Source organism: Christiangramia flava JLT2011 (genome assembly GCF_001951155.1).
GTDB lineage: Bacteria > Bacteroidota > Bacteroidia > Flavobacteriales > Flavobacteriaceae > Christiangramia > Christiangramia flava.
Map to the genome: position 1 here is coordinate 3,962,582 of NZ_CP016359.1, position 17,029 is coordinate 3,979,610.

The 17,029-nt window shown below is 42.7% G+C and carries 18 protein-coding genes; 10 read left to right on the top strand and 8 right to left on the bottom strand.

Annotated features, from left to right (window positions below; translation table 11 throughout):
- Positions 1-51: 51 nt before the first annotated feature.
- The 3 genes from GRFL_RS17705 to lon all read right to left on the bottom strand — a co-directional run bounded on the left by GRFL_RS17705 (position 52) and on the right by lon (position 4,447).
- Positions 52-1,218 (bottom strand): MFS transporter, encoded by a 1,167-nt coding sequence (locus GRFL_RS17705; protein ID WP_083645846.1) that lies wholly within the window; start codon positions 1,216-1,218, stop codon positions 52-54.
- 6 nt (positions 1,219-1,224) lie between these two features.
- A complete protein-coding gene (gene cmk, locus GRFL_RS17710; protein ID WP_083645847.1) occupies positions 1,225-1,917 on the bottom strand; it encodes a (d)CMP kinase in 693 nt (230 codons plus the stop codon).
- Positions 1,918-1,996: 79 nt separating this feature from the next.
- The gene (lon, locus tag GRFL_RS17715) at positions 1,997-4,447 is read right to left on the bottom strand and encodes an endopeptidase La (RefSeq protein WP_083645848.1); all 2,451 of its coding nucleotides are present in this window, start codon (positions 4,445-4,447) and stop codon (positions 1,997-1,999) included.
- A 209-nt stretch (positions 4,448-4,656) separates the two neighbouring features.
- On the opposite strand from lon, the gene GRFL_RS17720 reads away from it, so the two are divergent.
- From GRFL_RS17720 to GRFL_RS17735, 4 genes are read left to right on the top strand one after another with little or no spacing between them, the layout of a single operon-like run.
- The gene (locus tag GRFL_RS17720; RefSeq protein ID WP_083645849.1) at positions 4,657-5,217 is read left to right on the top strand and encodes an RNA polymerase sigma factor; all 561 of its coding nucleotides are present in this window, start codon (positions 4,657-4,659) and stop codon (positions 5,215-5,217) included.
- Positions 5,207-5,758 (top strand): hypothetical protein, encoded by a 552-nt coding sequence (locus GRFL_RS17725; protein WP_083645850.1) that lies wholly within the window; start codon positions 5,207-5,209, stop codon positions 5,756-5,758. Before GRFL_RS17720 ends, GRFL_RS17725 begins: the two co-directional genes overlap by 11 nt.
- A complete protein-coding gene (locus tag GRFL_RS17730; protein WP_083645851.1) occupies positions 5,739-6,872 on the top strand; it encodes a hypothetical protein in 1,134 nt (377 codons plus the stop codon). The genes GRFL_RS17725 and GRFL_RS17730 overlap by 20 nt, the downstream gene beginning before the upstream one ends.
- Positions 6,873-6,894: 22 nt before the next feature.
- Positions 6,895-7,623 carry a head GIN domain-containing protein gene (locus GRFL_RS17735; protein ID WP_083645852.1) on the top strand — a complete coding sequence of 243 codons (729 nt, stop codon included), beginning with the start codon at positions 6,895-6,897 and terminating at the stop codon, positions 7,621-7,623.
- A 45-nt stretch (positions 7,624-7,668) separates the two neighbouring features.
- Here the strand turns inward: GRFL_RS17735 and GRFL_RS17740 are convergent, their stop codons facing one another.
- Positions 7,669-8,988 (bottom strand): MFS transporter, encoded by a 1,320-nt coding sequence (locus GRFL_RS17740; protein WP_083645853.1) that lies wholly within the window; start codon positions 8,986-8,988, stop codon positions 7,669-7,671.
- Positions 8,989-9,047: 59 nt separating this feature from the next.
- Entirely contained in the window at positions 9,048-9,863 is an 816-nt protein-coding gene (locus GRFL_RS17745; RefSeq protein ID WP_173850103.1) for a M48 family metallopeptidase, read from the bottom strand.
- A 188-nt stretch (positions 9,864-10,051) separates the two neighbouring features.
- Here GRFL_RS17745 and GRFL_RS17750 point away from each other — a divergent pair, with 188 nt between their 5' ends.
- The 5 genes from GRFL_RS17750 (at position 10,052) to lpdA (ending at position 13,953) form a co-directional block, all read left to right on the top strand.
- A complete protein-coding gene (locus GRFL_RS17750; protein ID WP_083645854.1) occupies positions 10,052-10,936 on the top strand; it encodes an alpha/beta hydrolase in 885 nt (294 codons plus the stop codon).
- Between the two features lie 22 nt (positions 10,937-10,958).
- Positions 10,959-11,447, top strand: coding sequence for a peptide-methionine (R)-S-oxide reductase MsrB (gene msrB / locus GRFL_RS17755; protein ID WP_083645855.1), 489 nt, complete (start codon positions 10,959-10,961; stop codon positions 11,445-11,447).
- A gap of 1 nt (position 11,448) precedes the next feature.
- A complete protein-coding gene (gene msrB, locus GRFL_RS17760) occupies positions 11,449-11,841 on the top strand; it encodes a peptide-methionine (R)-S-oxide reductase MsrB (protein WP_083645856.1) in 393 nt (130 codons plus the stop codon).
- A gap of 16 nt (positions 11,842-11,857) precedes the next feature.
- A complete protein-coding gene (locus GRFL_RS17765; protein ID WP_139839268.1) occupies positions 11,858-12,421 on the top strand; it encodes a collagen-like protein in 564 nt (187 codons plus the stop codon).
- A gap of 140 nt (positions 12,422-12,561) precedes the next feature.
- A complete protein-coding gene (gene lpdA, locus GRFL_RS17770; protein ID WP_083645858.1) occupies positions 12,562-13,953 on the top strand; it encodes a dihydrolipoyl dehydrogenase in 1,392 nt (463 codons plus the stop codon).
- A gap of 48 nt (positions 13,954-14,001) precedes the next feature.
- Here lpdA and GRFL_RS17775 read toward each other — a convergent pair whose 3' ends face one another.
- The 3 genes from GRFL_RS17775 to GRFL_RS17785 form a co-directional block, all read right to left on the bottom strand.
- Positions 14,002-14,691 carry a Dph6-related ATP pyrophosphatase gene (locus GRFL_RS17775; protein WP_083645859.1) on the bottom strand — a complete coding sequence of 230 codons (690 nt, stop codon included), beginning with the start codon at positions 14,689-14,691 and terminating at the stop codon, positions 14,002-14,004.
- A gap of 2 nt (positions 14,692-14,693) precedes the next feature.
- Positions 14,694-15,113 carry a type II 3-dehydroquinate dehydratase gene (gene aroQ, locus GRFL_RS17780; RefSeq protein ID WP_083645860.1) on the bottom strand — a complete coding sequence of 140 codons (420 nt, stop codon included), beginning with the start codon at positions 15,111-15,113 and terminating at the stop codon, positions 14,694-14,696.
- Between the two features lie 293 nt (positions 15,114-15,406).
- Positions 15,407-16,015: a porin family protein gene (locus GRFL_RS17785; RefSeq protein ID WP_341475760.1), complete on the bottom strand. Its 609-nt coding sequence runs from the start codon at positions 16,013-16,015 to the stop codon at positions 15,407-15,409.
- 108 nt (positions 16,016-16,123) lie between these two features.
- Here GRFL_RS17785 and xerD point away from each other — a divergent pair, with 108 nt between their 5' ends.
- A complete protein-coding gene (gene xerD / locus GRFL_RS17790; protein ID WP_083645861.1) occupies positions 16,124-17,020 on the top strand; it encodes a site-specific tyrosine recombinase XerD in 897 nt (298 codons plus the stop codon).
- The last annotated feature ends 9 nt before the right edge of the window (positions 17,021-17,029 follow it).

Sequence of the window (17,029 nt, forward strand, 5' to 3'; positions counted from 1 at the left end):
GTGCAAAAATACAACGAAATTTCCTTTTATCAAATGTCTTTCCCACTAATTTTAAGCAGATTGCTTTTTCCGAAGACTCAAATGAAAAATAACGATCAGAATAGTAAAAAACAGGCCGAGACTCGCCACACCAGTCCACCTGAAATACTCCCAGGCATAAGCGCCTGTGGTAGTTCCAAGGGCCCCGCCAATGAAATAGCCAACCATATAAATAGTATTGATCCTGTTACGAGCCTCGGGATTCCGTGAGAAAATGATGTTCTGATTCGTGATGTGCAGTGATTGCAGCCCCATATCCATCAGTAAAACACCTATTATGATCCCAATTATTGAAAATGCGGAAAATTCAAAAATAATCCAGGCCAGGAGCATGGTTAAACTGGCAAAAAGAATGAGCCGGTTTTTATTCATTTGATCGCTTAGCTTGCCAATGTAGGTCGCTGCCACCGCTCCACCAATCCCGAGAACTCCAAAAGTCCCGGTGATTCCGCTGCCATAGCCAAAATTTTCTTCCATTAAAAATACCAGGGTAGTCCAGAATGCGCTGAAACCGGCAAAACCAAGACCTCCACGAATGGCGGCCAGTCTTACGGCATTTTCAGATCTCAGGTAACCGAATAGCGACCTCATTAATTGCCAGTACGAACCCTTAAAATCTGGAAGCAGCTCCGGAAGTTTCCATTTCAGCAAGACCCAATAGACCAACATCATTCCGGCGGCGATATAGTACATACTGCGCCAGCCGAAAAATTCTCCTATATATCCGCTGATAAAGCGACTACCTAAAATTCCAATCAGCAGGCCGCTCATTACAATCCCGATCGCCCGCCCTCGGTTATCATCATCGGCCAGCTGGGCGGCCATCGGCACAAATACCTGAGGTACGACGCAGGAAAAGCCCACAAGAAATCCGCAAACTATTAAAATGGGAAGACTTGGAGAAAGTGCCATTCCCAAAAGACTGGCAACTATTAGGACAAAAACTGTCAATACCATTTTCTTCCGTGGTAATTTATCCCCGAGCGGAATAATGAACAATAACCCGAAAGCATAACCCAGCTGTGTAAATAGTGGAATATTGCTCACTTCTGATTCTGAAACACCAAAATCTTTGGCGATGAGACTTAGAAGAGGCTGATTGTAATAATTATTGGCGACCACCAGGCCAGCGCCGGCAGCCATCAGGTATAAAACGGAGTTGCTGAGCTTTTGCGGCATCCCTTTTTAGGAATCGATACGATCTTTGGCCAAATGGAGCATTTTCTGGTAAACTTCCTCCACGCTAATCCCGGAGGTATCAATCTCTACTGCATCTTCTGCCTTACGCAGAGGAGAATCTTCACGGGTACTATCCACAAAATCACGGTCTTTCACATTCTTCAGCACTTCTTCATATTCCACCTCATCACCGCGAGACTTCAATTCATCAAAGCGCCTAGTCGCCCGTTCTTCCGTAGAAGCGGTCATGAAAATCTTTAATTCGGCATCGGGAAAAACCACGGTTCCAATATCGCGCCCATCCATGATCACTCCTTTATCTTTCCCCATTTCCTTCTGTTGCTCCACAAGCATTTTTCTTACCTGTGGCACAGCTGCCACCTTGCTCACCTGGTTGGAGACTTCCATATACCGTATCTCTTTTTCCACATTTTCAGCATTCAGGTACATCTCCCCAAAACCCAGGTCTTCATTAAAATGAAACTTCAGATTAATAAAAGGCAAATGCCGAATGATCGCTTCTTCATCAAAACTACCATCAGAAACGAATACTTTTCGCATCATGTAAAGAGTGACGGCGCGATACATGGCACCGGTATCAACGTATACATAATTGAGTTCTTTAGCCAGCCTTTTAGCCACAGTGCTTTTACCTGTAGAAGAAAACCCGTCAATAGCGATGGTAATTTTTTTGCTCATATAATTTTTTGAAGACTACAAAGTTACTTTTTCCTGAAGGAAACAGAAATTAAAAAGCCTCCTTTCGGAGGCCTTTTTGCTATAATTCTTTAGCGTTTTTCACTTTTTCATCGGTGATCGCAATATTAATGACCTCGCTCATTTCCTTAACATAGTGGAATGTAAGACCTTTCAAATATTCTTCCTTGATCTCCTCGATATCGCGTTTATTATCTTCACAGAGGATGATTTCCTTGATCCTCGCCCTCTTGGCAGCCAGGATTTTCTCTTTGATCCCGCCCACTGGCAGCACTTTTCCTCGTAAAGTGATCTCACCGGTCATGGCAATGCTCTTCTTCACTTTTTTCTGCGTAAACAGGCTTACTAGCGACGTGAGCATCGTGATACCGGCACTTGGACCGTCTTTAGGAGTAGCGCCTTCCGGAACGTGAATATGCACATTATATTTATCAAAAACCGATGGATCCAGGTTCAGTGTCTCGGCATTGGCCTTGATATATTCCATGGCGATCGTTGCCGATTCTTTCATCACTTTTCCAAGGTTTCCGGTAATATTCAGGTTTCCTTTTCCTTTAGAGAGTATGGATTCGATGAACAGAATATCCCCGCCTACCTGTGTCCAGGCCAGCCCGGTGACCACACCTGCAACATCATTGTTTTCGTATTTATCGCGCTCCAGTCTTGGACTGCCCAGGATATCCAACACATCCTCATCAGTAATCTTTACGTTGTACTCCTCCTCCATCGCGATATTCTTCGCGGCGAAACGAACTACCTTCGCTATCTGTTTTTCAAGACCTCGCACTCCAGATTCCCTGGTATAACCTTCCACGATCTTTTCCAGCTGTTTTTTCCCAATCTTCAGGTGTTCCGAAGAAAGCCCGTGTTCTTCCAGTTGCTTCGGAAGCAAATGACGTTTGGCGATCTGTACTTTTTCTTCGATTGTATAACCGGTCACATTAATGATTTCCATACGGTCTCTCAATGCCGGCTGAATGGTACTCAGGGAATTACAGGTTGCAATGAACATCACTTTGGAAAGATCAAATCCCATTTCCAGGAAATTGTCATGAAAATCACTGTTTTGTTCAGGATCCAGTACCTCGAGTAAAGCTGAAGACGGATCTCCAGCATTCCCAATACTGAGTTTATCAATTTCATCCAGCACAAACACCGGATTGCTCGTCCCTGCTTTTTTCAAGCTCTGGATGATACGGCCGGGCATAGCTCCGATATAGGTTTTTCGATGTCCGCGAATCTCCGCTTCATCTCTCAATCCTCCCAATGAAATCCGCACATATTCTCTTCCCAGCGCTTCCGCAACCGATTTTCCAAGGGATGTTTTACCAACCCCCGGAGGGCCGTAGAGACAAAGAATTGGCGATTTCATATCATTTCGCAGTTTTAATACTGCCAAATATTCAATGATTCGTTTCTTAACATCGTCCAATCCATAATGATCCCGATCCAGAATTTTTTTGGCTCGTTTGAGATCAAATTTATCCTTACTGAATTCGTTCCAGGGCAAATCCAGGAACAAGTCCAGGTAATTTCGCTGAATGGAATATTCCGCTACCTGCGGATTCATACGCTGCATTTTGGACAATTCCTTCTCAAAATGTTGCTGTACATTTTCATCCCATTGCTTGGATTTTGCTCGCTCGCGCATTTCCTCGATTTCCCCCTCATGGGAAACACCTCCCAGCTCTTCCTGGATGGTCTTCATTTGTTGGTGAAGAAAATATTCCCGCTGCTGCTGGCTCATATCACTTTGAACCTTGCTCTGAATATCATTTTTGAGTTCCAGTTTCTGGTACTCGGTATTCATATGCTTTAGCGTCGCGAGAGCGCGTTCCTTCAGGTCATTGATCTCTAAAAGCTTCTGTTTTTCCTCAACCGTAAGGTTCATGTTGGAAGACACGAAGTTGATCAGGAAGGAGTTGCTTTCAATATTTTTAATGGCAAAAGAAGCTTCCGAAGGAATGTTCGGGCTCCCCTTGATGATTTGTAAAGCCAGGTCTTTGATAGAATCGATGATCGCATTGAATTCCGCATTTTCCTTTTCAGGCTTTTCTTCAGGCACTTCCGTGACCGTAGCGTTCATATACGGCTCTTCTGTCACAACCTGCGTGATCTGGAAACGTTTTTTCCCCTGGATGATCACGGTCGTATTTCCATCGGGCATTTTCAAAACCCTGAGAATCCTTGCCACTACCCCAACTTTATTGATATCTTTCGCGCTAGGGTTTTCAACCGATTCATCTTTTTGTGAAACAACACCGATGATTTTACTGCCGTTATTCGCCTCGTTTATTAGCTTAATAGACGTATCTCTTCCGGCAGTGATTGGAATTACCACACCAGGAAAAAGTACCGTATTTCTCAAGGGTAGAATGGGCAGGGTTTCGGGAAGATTTTCCCGGTTTATCTCTTCTTCATCTTCAGGTGTCATTAATGGGATAAGATCCGCATCTTCGTCTATTCCCTGAAATGACAAACTGTCAATATTTGTAAATTTAGTTTTGGCCATAATCTTTTTTAAGTCAAACTGTCACCAGGACAATCTGTACAATTTCTTTTCAGATTCCTGAAATCCCCTGCAAATAAAACATTTGGGAGATTTTAGCTATTTTTCATTTTAATTATTCAATTCCTGTGCCATGCTTTTTTTAAAAATTTCTGCGGAAAGTGTAACAATTTAAAATGAATCCCATCTTTACTACAGAAACCAAGTTTTAATTGACACCAACCATCAATCATATTAACGACCTGGTAGACCGTTGTCGTGAAGGCGACCAGCGTGCCCAAATGCAGGTGTATGACCGCTATTATAAAGCGATGTATAATACCGCATTCAGGATCACCGGCCATTCAGCTGAAGCCGAGGATATCATGCAGGAAGCTTTTTTAAGCGCGTTCACCAAGATCGATAGTTTTCACGGGAACTCCACATTCGGAGCCTGGCTGAAAAGAATCGTGGTGAACGAAAGTATAACCGCCTACAACAAATCGGTGAAACTTGGTGAGGTTCGTTATAATGATGAATTGAAAAATGAAGCAGACGATACCGGCGTGGCGCTGGCAGAAGATGAAAAAGCATCCAAAAAGGTGCGAAAGATTCTAAAGGCCATTAATCTGTTGAAAAGCAATTACCGCCTTGGTCTTACGCTTCATCTCATAGAAGGTTACGACTATGAGGAAATTTGCGAAATCATGGATATTTCCTACGCTAACTGCAGGACCATGATTTCAAGAGCTAAACAAAGTTTACGAAAGAAATTGGAAAAAGATGGAAAATAAAGATTTAGACGAGCTCTTCGGTGGCCTTAATTTCGATATTGAGGAACCGCATGCTGGTCACCGCGATCGGTTTTTCAAAAAATTGCATCAGGTTTCCGAAGAACCCAAAGGAACAACCCAGCGGCTCTGGAACCCGATGTTTGGAATAGCCGCTGGATTTTTACTGGCACTCTTCCTGGTTTTTGAATTCACCAGTCCCGTGCAGGCCGGAAATACTGATCTGGCCAGCATTTCCCCGGAAATGAAACAAACACAGGAATTTTATACTGGTTTGATCCAGAAGGAACTCAATACCCTAAGAACTGAAAAGACTCCGGAAACTGAAGCAATCATCCAGGATGCCATGTCCCAGATGCAAAAACTCGAAAAAGAATACGCCAAACTTCGGGAAGATTTGAGCGAAAGCGGAAAAGACAATCGCGTGATCCATGCCATGATCAGCAACTTTCAACAGCGTATCGATCTTTTGACAAACGTATTAGAACAAATTGAAACAATCAAAGAACTAAAAAATGCCAATCATGAAAGTACTATTATCTAGCCTGCTCCTTTTTGGAGTTCTTGCAAACAACCTCCCATTTTATGGAGAAGATCTCAAATCCAGCTGCGATGTCGTACAGAGCGAGCATTCTAAAAAAATGGAAGGCAAACACACCCGCGAACGCAAAATCAAAAAAGAATTTACCGTGGGAGCCAGTGATGAGCTGGAAATTGACAACAGCTATGGGAACGTAGACATTACGACCTGGAATGAAAACCGGGTAGTTATTGAAGTAACCATCAAAACTAACGGCGATGATGAAGACAAGGTGGAAGACCGCCTGCGCGCCATCGATGTGGATTTTAACCAGACCCCCGGGGGCGTCAGCGCTAAAACACGTTTTCAGAAAGAAGACCGTTCCTGGTGGAAAAACCTGTTTGACGGCTTCAATAATGTAAATATGGAAATCAATTTTCTGGTAAAGGCACCGGTGGGCAATAACCTGGTTATTGATAATGATTACGGCGGGATTTATATAGATAAGACCAACGGTAACGCGAAGATTAACTGCGACTACGGAAAAATTGATATCGGCGAACTGAACGGTAGTTCCAATTTCCTGAATTTCGATTATACCCGGAACAGTCGCGTAGGAAAACTAACTAATGCAGAGATCAATGCCGATTATTCCGACTTTGAAATTGGAGAAGCAGATCGCGTGAACCTCAGTGCAGATTACACCAATTCTGTATTTGAAAAAATTTCCACCCTGGAATTTTCTTGCGACTACGGGAGCCTGAAGATCGATAAAGTAAAAGAATTACGCGGGAGCGGTGACTATCTTTCTACCAAGATCAATAGAATCTTTACAACAGCCAACCTGGATATGGATTACGGGTCCCTGAGCATCGAAAAAGTGATCAAAGGCGCGCGATCCATTCAGATCGATACTGATTACACTGGGGTAAAAATTGGCTACGACAGCGAAATGAACTTCGATTTCCATGTAAAAACTTCTTACGGGGGAATCAGCGGGCTTCGCGATCTGGAAGTAAATCGCAGCAATGATCGCAATACAAGCAAGGAAGTTTCGGGCTATTACGGCGGAAAAGGCGGTACCCAATTTCAAATTTCTACCAGTTACGGTAGCGTGGATTTTTCAAAAAAACAATAATCATCAATCAATATCTTAAATCATGAAAAAAGCAATTTTAATCCTGGCCAGTATTTTATTCACAATCAGCAGCGTTCAGGCGCAATGGTGGAGTTCTTCGGAAAAAGTAAAAGGTAACGGCAATGTTGTAACAAAATCCCGAAGCACCGGAGATTATGATGGTGTGCAACTCGTTGGTTCCATGAACGTTCAACTGGTAGCAGGAAACGAAGGCCAGCTGAAAATTGAAGCCGAAAGCAACCTTCAGGAATATATAACTACTGAAGTCAAAGCGGGTACCTTGAAAATTTCAACTAAAAAAGGTGTAGACCTTCGGCCAACAAAAGAAATTCTTATTACCGTTCCTTTTGAAAGTATTTCGCAGGTTTCCCTGACCGGTTCCGGCGATATCTGGACCAGGGATCAGATCAGCTCATCCTCATTCGGAGTTTCAGTAACAGGAAGCGGCGATGTGGTGCTCGACATCAATGCCGGGGAACTGAAAGGCTCGATTACCGGAAGTGGGGACATTAAATTAAAAGGCAAAGCGCGTAATTTTGACTGTACGGTTACCGGAAGTGGAGATTTCGCAGCCTATGACCTGAGAGCAGAAAGTGTGAACGCTCGAGTTGCAGGATCTGGAGATATCCAGGTTTACGCTAGTGCTTCTTTGACCGCAACGGTTTCCGGCTCTGGAGATATCATGTATAAAGGAGATCCGGAAAAGCAAAATTTCAAATCTTCTGGATCCGGAGATATTTCAGCTTACTAAATACGGATATCTTAAAACTAAAAAGCCTGCGATCGCAGGCTTTTTTTATTCTTTTATTTTCTGCGGAACACGCATCAGCAAAAACACGCCAACGATAAAAAAGGCAATAAGGAACAGAATGGCATTCCGAATACTTCCGGTGAGCTGCGCAACGAGTCCGTAGGAAAACATCCCGATGACGATCCCGATCTTTTCCGATACATCGTAAAAACTGAAGTAACTCGCGGTGTCTTCGGTTTCAGGTAGCATTTTAGAATAGGTAGACCGGGAAAGTGACTGGATCCCTCCCATTACGAGTCCAACCGAAGCAGCGGCAATGTAGAATTGCATCGGGCTTACAATAAAATAGGCGTAGCCACAGATCGCGATCCAGATGAGATTGATGAAAATCAGGATCTTAATATTCCCAAAACGCACTGCAAGCCGGGAAGTTAATAACGCACCTGCAACCGCCACCAGCTGTATCAATAGAATACTGATGATCAATCCAAAAGTAGAGTCCTGTTCTCCCCAATCGAGCTCTTCAATCCCAAAATAAGTTGCGATCAGCATGATGGTTTGCACGGCCATGCTGTACACAAAGAATGCGGCGAGATACCTCTTCAATTGAACATTATGTTTGAGAGCCCGCCAGATCTTCCGGAGTTCTTTAAAACCATTGAACAAAACTGAACGATGCAAGGTAGATTTTTTATTACCCTTCGGAAGGTACTTATACGTATACTGGCTAAAGCCAATCCACCAGAGACCGGTTAACACGAAAGAAAACCGGGTTGGAAAATTCTCATTTTTAAATCCGAAGAAATCGTAATACAGGATCATGATCAGACAGATCACAAGCAGAATCACACTCCCGATATATCCCAAAGAAAATCCTTTCGCACTGGCTTTGTCCTGCTGATCGGGAAAAGCGACATCTGGCAGGTAGGAATTATAGAAAACCAGGCTGGCCCAGAAACCGATAAGTGCCAGGAAATAACATAGAAGGCCAAACCACAAATAATCCAGGTTGAACCAATAAAGACCAATACATGAAATGGCACCGAGATAACAGAAAAATTTGAGAAAATTCTTCTTATTTCCTACGTAATCTGCAATTCCAGAAAGGAATGGGGACAAAAAACTAACCATTAAAAACGCCGCGGCAGTGACATAGCTGATCAGCGTGTCATTATTAAAATCGATGCCCAGGAAAGTAACCGTATCATCCAGTTTTTTCCCATTTTCATCTTTCAGAATAGTTAAGGCTCCATAAAATATCGGGAAGATGGCTGAAGAAATTACCAGGCTGTAAACGGAATTTGCCCAGTCGTAAAAAGCCCAGGCATGGATGAGCTTCTTACTGCCTTTTGGTAGTTGTTTCATAGCCTAAAAATAGAAAAAGCCACCGAGTTGGTGGCTTTTTCTATTATATTTTATCGTTATTAAAACGACTGACCGTATTTGGCGGCTTCTGCTTTAGCTGCCGGTGCCCATTTTTCAAGATTATTGATCCTGGTCTGGTTAGACGGGTGAGTACTCAAAAATTCTGGCGGAGCCTGCCCGTCGCTCTGCGCCTGCATACGTCTCCAAAGGTTAGCAGCTTCATCAGGGTTATATCCGGCAATTGCCATTAATGTAAGGCCAATTCTATCAGCTTCAGACTCGTGACTTCTACTAAAAGGAAGCATTACTCCAACGGTACTTCCGAGGCCATAAAACTGAGCAAACATTTGCTGTGTTTGTTCACTTTTACCACTTAAAGCAACAGTTCCAGCCACTGCACCCAATTGTTGAAGTTGAGCCGCACTCATTCTCTGCGCACCATGATCTGCCAGAGCGTGTGCAACCTCGTGGGCCATCACCACTGCCAAACCTGTTTCATCCTGTACAATTGGCATAATTCCCGTGTACACCACTGTTTTTCCTCCTGGCATGGCGAATGCGTTTACCGCATCATCTTTTACCAGGTTAAATTCCCATTCAAAATCTTCAAGGAATCCCTGGTATCCATTGGCATTCAAATAGCGTTCTGCCGCGGTTACGATCTTATTACCTACTCGTTTTACCTCAGCCGCTTCCGGTGTATTTCTTACTACTTCGTTCTCTTCTAAAAACTGGTCATATTGAGCGAACGAAGCCGGAAAAAGCTGGTCGTTACTCACAAAATTCAGGTTCTTTTCACCTGTGAAGGGATTGGTCTTACAGGCCACCATAAATAGAACCAGGCTCAATCCTATAAATAATTTTTTCAGTTTCATAATATTGGTTTTAGTTACCTAAAAGTACAAAAGCCAACAACTGGCGCTTTTCTGTTTAAGTATGATTTAACAATAAAGCATAATCCAAAAACGATACCATTTTAAAAATTCGCTGTAATATTGAGGTCTCGCAGCATTTTCAGAAATTTGAAAAAATTTGTAGTCGCACAGACGAGAAATCTTAAAATATGCCCAAAAAAGCTAAGGAAAAAGTCCCCGTTCAGAGACTGCTTGTTCCTAATTACATCCTGCAGTTTTCCAGAATATTAACCAGTATTAGTCCGTTTTTAGCCAGCAGGTTTGCTGCGAAATTATTTCTTACACCTTTCAAATATCCCCTTCCGAAGCGCGAAGAAAAAATGGACCGCGAATCCATTCAGAAAAAAATAATTGTTCCCGCTATTCATCGCGAGATCATAGTTTATGACTACGGAAATCAGGATGCTGAAAAAAAGGTTCTGATGGTTCATGGCTGGAGCGGCAGAGGAACTCAAATGTCTAAAATTGCTGAAGCGCTGGTGGAACAAGGCTACAGAATCATCAGTTTCGATGCTCCGGCTCACGGTAAAGCTGATGGCAAGATCTCGATGATGCCTTTTTTTATTGAAGCCATTCATTATTTATCGAAAACATGCGGGGCCTTTGATGTGATCATTGGTCATTCACTGGGCGGGATGTCCTCCCTGAAAGCTATTTCCGAAGGACTTTCTGTTCAGAAACTGGTCATTATCGGGACGGCCAATTCGGTTACGAAAATCACCAAAGATTTTGCGCGAAATATGAAAATGAACGACACCGTAGCCAGGAAAATGAAAGCCTATCTCGATGAAAAATTTGGTCAGGATATGGACGATTATTCCGGAGCGCATTCTGCTGAAAATGTCCAGGTTCCCAGCCTGGTAATTCACGACAAACAGGATGTAGACGTAGAGGTAGAAAGCGCCTACCAGATCCATGAAAAATTGCAAAATAGCGAACTAATGATCACTAACGGCCTGGGGCATCGCCGAATCCTTGGTGATGATGCGGTAATTAACAAAATCACAACTTTTATCACGGCACAATCTTTGTAATTTTAATTCCAAAGAAAGTATTATGAAAAAGATATTCCTGGTGCTGTGTACAGCGCTTCTGGCCAGCTGTAATGGCAATGCCCAAAAAACCGAAAAAAAAGGTTCTGAAAATTTCCCGGTAACCAAAACCGATGCCGAATGGAAAGCTGAACTCAGTTCGGATGAATACGCAGTACTTCGAAAGGCTGCCACTGAAAGACCATTCTCCAGTGACCTTTTAAAAGTTAACGAAGCGGGCACTTTTGTCTGCGCTGCCTGCGGCAACCCGGTATACGAAGAACAATATAAATTTGACAGTGGTACCGGTTGGCCAAGTTTTGATCGTGCCATTGAAGGTGGTGTCGCCTACGGAAGGGACTCAAAACTGGGTTATGAAAGACAGGAAGTGCATTGCGCAAATTGCGGGGGGCATTTAGGACATGTTTTCAACGACGGGCCCACCGAAACTACCGGAAAACGTCACTGTATCAATGGCGTGGCAATGGATTTCAAACCTGAAAGCGAGCAATAAGATGAAAAAATACAATATCGAAAAATCGGAAGAGGAATGGAAAAAAGTTCTGACTCCGGAAGAATACCGCATTCTTCGTGAAAAAGGAACCGAAGCTCCTCACACAGGCCGTTTCAATCTGCATTTTGAGGATGGAACTTATAAATGTGCTGCCTGCGGTGAAAAACTTTTTGAAAGTGATTCCAAATTTGAAAGCGGCTGCGGATGGCCCAGTTTTGACGAGGCAATAGAAGGAAAAATAGAATATGTTCAGGATCGAACTTTTGGGATGATTCGTACTGAAATCCTTTGTTCTAACTGCGGAAGTCATCTTGGCCACGTTTTTGATGATGGACCTACAGAGACTGGTCAGCGTTACTGTGTGAACTCTGCCAGCATCAATTTTGAAAAATAACTAAAACTCAATGATCATGAAAAAACTTCTATTTCTTTTTACGATAATCGGCCTAACGCTTACTTCTTGTTCCAATGAAGGTCCTGTTGGACCTCAGGGACCTCCGGGTATGGATGGTGAAGACGGGCTAAATGGTTACCTGGGAACTACTTTTGATGTAAATGTAGACCTGAACAATAGCACAGGCTATGAAGCCCTGATCAATTTCAATGATGCAGGCGTAGAAGTGTACGAATCAGATGCTGTACTGGTTTACCATAAAGTGGGTGAAGACGGTACGACAGATGATGGGCAACCTGTTGAAATTTTCGAACAGCTACCTCAAACTTATTATGTAGATGGCGGAGAGTTTCAGTATAATTTTGACTATACTTTTTATGATGTTCGTTTGTTCATCATCTCCAACATCGATGCGGCCACCATTTCTGCTGATTATACCGATAACCAGGATTTCAGGATTATTGTGGTTCCTGCAGATTACCTGGAGAATTCCGGTGTTGATGTAAGTGATTATAATGCCGTTCAAAGTTTGATCGATATGGAAGATCACGATATCATCAATGTTTCCCCGCTTCAGTAAAAAACTGGAGATCGTTATATAAAAACCTGTCTGAACACGACAGGTTTTTTTATGCCTTTATACGAACGGCAATAACTTTTAGTTTAGCCTTTAATTGCTTAAATTCGCAACTTCTATAACCGATTCAAAATATACCGAATATGAGTAAATACGATGTGTTAGTTTTGGGTAGTGGTCCAGGTGGATATGTAACTGCCATCAGATCTTCACAACTTGGTTTCAAAACCGCAGTGATCGAAAAAGAGAATCTTGGTGGTGTTTGTCTTAACTGGGGATGTATCCCAACTAAAGCGCTTTTGAAGAGTGCGGAAGTTTTTGACTATTTGAAACATGCCGAAGACTACGGATTGAAAATTGAAAAAGCCGACAAAGATTTTGGAGCGGTTATAAAAAGAAGCCGGAATGTAGCAGATGGAATGAGCAAAGGTGTGCAGTTCCTGATGAAGAAGAACAAAATCGATGTGATCAACGGTTTCGGGAAACTGAAGTCTGGTAAAAAGATCGAGGTGACAGATAAAGATGATAAAAAGAAAACCTATGAGGCAGATCATATTATCATTGCAACTGGTGCAAGGTCACGTGAACTTCCAAACCTGAAGCAGGATGGAAAGACTGTGATTGGTTACCGCGAAGCCATGAGCCTAGAAAAACAACCGAAGAAAATGATCGTTGTTGGGTCCGGTGCTATCGGGGTGGAATTCGCTCATTTCTACAACTCAATGGGAACTGAAGTAACGATCGTGGAGTTCCTTCCAAACCTGGTTCCTCTCGAAGACGAAGATGTTTCCAAGCAATTCGAGAGAAGCGTGAAGAAAGCCGGAATCAAGGTGATGACCAATTCTTCCGTAGAAAGCGTGGAGAAATCTGGCGACAAGGTTAAAGCGAAAGTAAAAACCAAGAAAGGTGAAGAAACTTTGGAGGCTGATATCGTTCTTTCTGCCGTTGGAATCAAAACCAATATTGAAAATATAGGTCTGGAAGATCTTGGTATCAAAACCGATAAGGATAAGATCGTTGTAAACGACTTTTACGAGACAAATGTAAAAGGTATTTACGCGATCGGTGATGTGGTTCACGGTCCTGCCCTGGCCCATGTTGCATCTGCTGAAGGTATTATTTGTGTTGAAAAGATCAAAGGAATGAACGTCCAGCCGCTCGACTACGGAAATATTCCTGGTTGTACCTATGCCACTCCTGAAATCGCTTCAGTTGGAATGACTGAAAAGCAGGCTAAAGAAGCTGGATATGACCTGAAAGTTGGTAAATTCCCATTCTCTGCCTCTGGTAAAGCGAAAGCCGCAGGAAAATCTGATGGTTTCGTAAAAGTGATTTTTGATGCGAAATATGGAGAATGGTTAGGATGCCATATGATTGGTGCCGGCGTGACAGATATGATTGCGGAAGCTGTTCTTGGTAGAAAACTGGAAACTACCGGTCATGAAGTATTAAAAGCGGTTCATCCACATCCAACCATGAGTGAAGCTGTAATGGAAGCGGTAGCCGCTGCTTACGACGAAGTGATCCACATCTAGGAAGATAATGGAAAATAGCTATAGAAGCCTGGCGAAAGCCGGGTTTTTTTATGCTTTTAATTGAAAATAGGCAAATTCGGTATCCCATTTTCCCGCTGTTGCAGGATAGGTTTTCGTATAGCTCTTTCCTTTTTTGAAGGCTACGGCTTTCCTGAAGATTGGACCATCAAACACGAACGTATGAAATTCTCCATTTTCCCCACAGGGATCAACATTTTCCGGTAGATCGTTCAGGAAATTTTGGTCAATTTCCTTTCCGCAGAATGACCGGTCCAAATATTTCAAATTCACACAAACACAGATCGCCTTAAAACCGCTGTCCAGGAATTCCTGCATCAAAGTAGCTGTATCCCGCTTCCACAGCGGAAAAACGGCCTCTATCCCAACATTTTTAAGTTGCTCTTCACGATACTTTTTCAGGTCTTCCAGAAAGATATCGCCAAAAACTGCTCGTTCGAAGCCATTTTTTCGGAGTTCCAAAAGTTCTTTGGTTAAGATTTCAGCATAAACAGGAGCCGTATATTCGGTTGGCAGATGTATTTTCCGTAGGGGAATATTTAGACTTTCAGCCTGTCGCTCGAGTAGTTTTTCCGGGACTTCGTGCATGCTGACAAAAGCGAGCTCCTTGTTAATGGTCGTTAACAGCAATTCGACCTGCAATTCTTGAGACTGCTGAAGTTTCCACAGTGCCATGGCCGAATCTTTTCCGGAGCTCCAGTTAAAATAGGCCTTTTTCATGCCTATTCCTTCAGAAAACTGTGCACTGCCAGTTCGTAACTCTGGAGGCCGAAACCAATGATCACGCCTTTCGCAGCAGGGGAAATAAAGGATTTATGGCGGAAATCCTCCCGGGAAAAAGTGTTTGAAATATGCACTTCGATCACCGGAGTTTGAATGGCTTTGATCGCATCGCCAATTCCTACTGAAGTATGGGTATATGCGGCCGCATTCAGAATAATTCCGTCAAAATCATCATCAGCTTTCTGGATCTTCCCAATCAGCTCTCCTTCGATGTTGCTCTGATAATAAGCGAGTTCCGCTTGCGGGAAGTTCGCCTGCAACTCGGTGAAAAAACTATCGAAATCTTTGTTTCCATAAGTACCAGGTTCGCGCTTGCCCAAGAGGTTCAGGTTTGGACCGTTAATAATTAGTAGTTTCATAAGCTAAAGATAGCATTTTGAGCAAATAAAAAAGGAGGTTTCAGTCGTCCTTTATGAATTTCCTATTAAAAAAAACGGCTTAAAATTTAAAGAAATACTTGTATTCCGGATCATCCAGATAGGCTGTTGCCAGCTTGTCCTAATAGAAAATTCTATCAATCACACTTAATTTAAAATGTTTGGCCTCGGGATCGACCACACAACTGCCAATTCACTCATCTAGAAATATAAGAAAACAAAAAGCGGAGACCATGCTCCGCTTTTCCTAGGTGTTAATTAATTGATTCAAATCTTTAAAACATGAATCCAACTCCTAGCTGGAAACCATTGTTTTTAATGGCATCTCCATCAAAATCATTACTGTCATAAACATTTGAGAATCCCTGGGTATATCTACCATCCAAAAAGAATCCGTTGTTGAATTTGTAAGAAACCCCAGCTGCTCCACCAAATTCAAAAGAACTCGCCATGTCTGAGTCAAATTCAGCATCTAAAGCAGAACTGTCAAAATCGTATTTTTCATTTGCCAGGAAGTTAAATGATGGTCCAACTTCCAGAGCCAATCCATCTATTAGGTAAATTTTGGCTAAAACAGGCACCTGAACATAATCTAACTGGTATTCTCCAGTATACCTATCTCCCGCAACAACCCTGGTAGCTTCAGTTCCCTGGGTAGAGTATAGCACCTCTGGCTGAACCGAAAAACGGTCGCTTACCGGAATTTCAGCTAAAACTCCCAGGTGAAAACCTGTTCTGGAATTGTTTTCCTCAAATCCGTCTGAAGTCATATTGGTGAAATTCACTCCACCTTTCACTCCAAAATTCCAATATTCCTGTGCGCTCATTTTGGCACCGAATCCAACTAAAAGTACTGCGAATAATAAAATTGTCTTCTTCATCATTTTTCGTTTTTGAATTGGGTCAAAAGTAGGCTTCATCTTGTTAAAAAAAAGTTAGGTTTCGATAAAGTATTATTAAGACTACCAGTGGCAAATCCTTATATTTAACACATGAATTGGGAGCATGCGCTTAGGGATTATCAGCATTATCTTCGGCTGGAACGCGGACTTTCAGATAATTCCATCACCAATTACAGCCTGGATGTTCGAAAATTGATGCGCTTCCTGAATGTTAACAACATCAGCATTTCACCGGAAAAAATTGACCATCAAACGCTGCAGCAATTCGTTTATGAAGCTTCCAAATCTCTCAACGCCCGTTCACAGTCCCGACTTATTTCCGGTTTAAAGAGTTTTTTCAATTACCTGTTATTTGAAGATTATCGCGTGGATAATCCCATGGAATTAATGGAAAGCCCGAAGATCGGCCGAAAATTGCCCGATACCTTATCGCTTTCAGAAATCGATAAGATCATTGAAGCGATCGATCTCAGTGCTCCGGAAGGTGAACGAAATCGCGCAATTATCGAAACACTCTATGGTTGTGGTCTTCGCGTTTCCGAATTGATCAACCTGAAACTGTCCGACTTGTTCTTTAAGGAAGGATTTATCAAGGTGACCGGGAAGGGTGAAAAGGACCGTTTCGTGCCTATTTCCAACTATACCCAGAAATTCATCAATATCTATAAAGACCAGATTCGAAACCATCTCGAGATCAAACCGGAAGCCACCGATACGCTTTTCCTGAATCGACGCGGCAATCAGCTTACGCGGGCCATGATCTTTACCTTGGTTCGGAAATTTACGGAACTGGCCGGAATTCATAAAAAAGTGAGTCCGCATACTTTTCGTCATTCATTTGCCACTCATCTGCTGGAAAATGGTGCCGATTTACGGGCCATCCAACAAATGCTTGGCCACGAAAGCATTACCACCACTGAAGTATATGTGCATGTAGACCGTTCCCATCTTCGGAAGGTTATGGAAGATTTCCATCCCAGGAAATGATATTAAAGT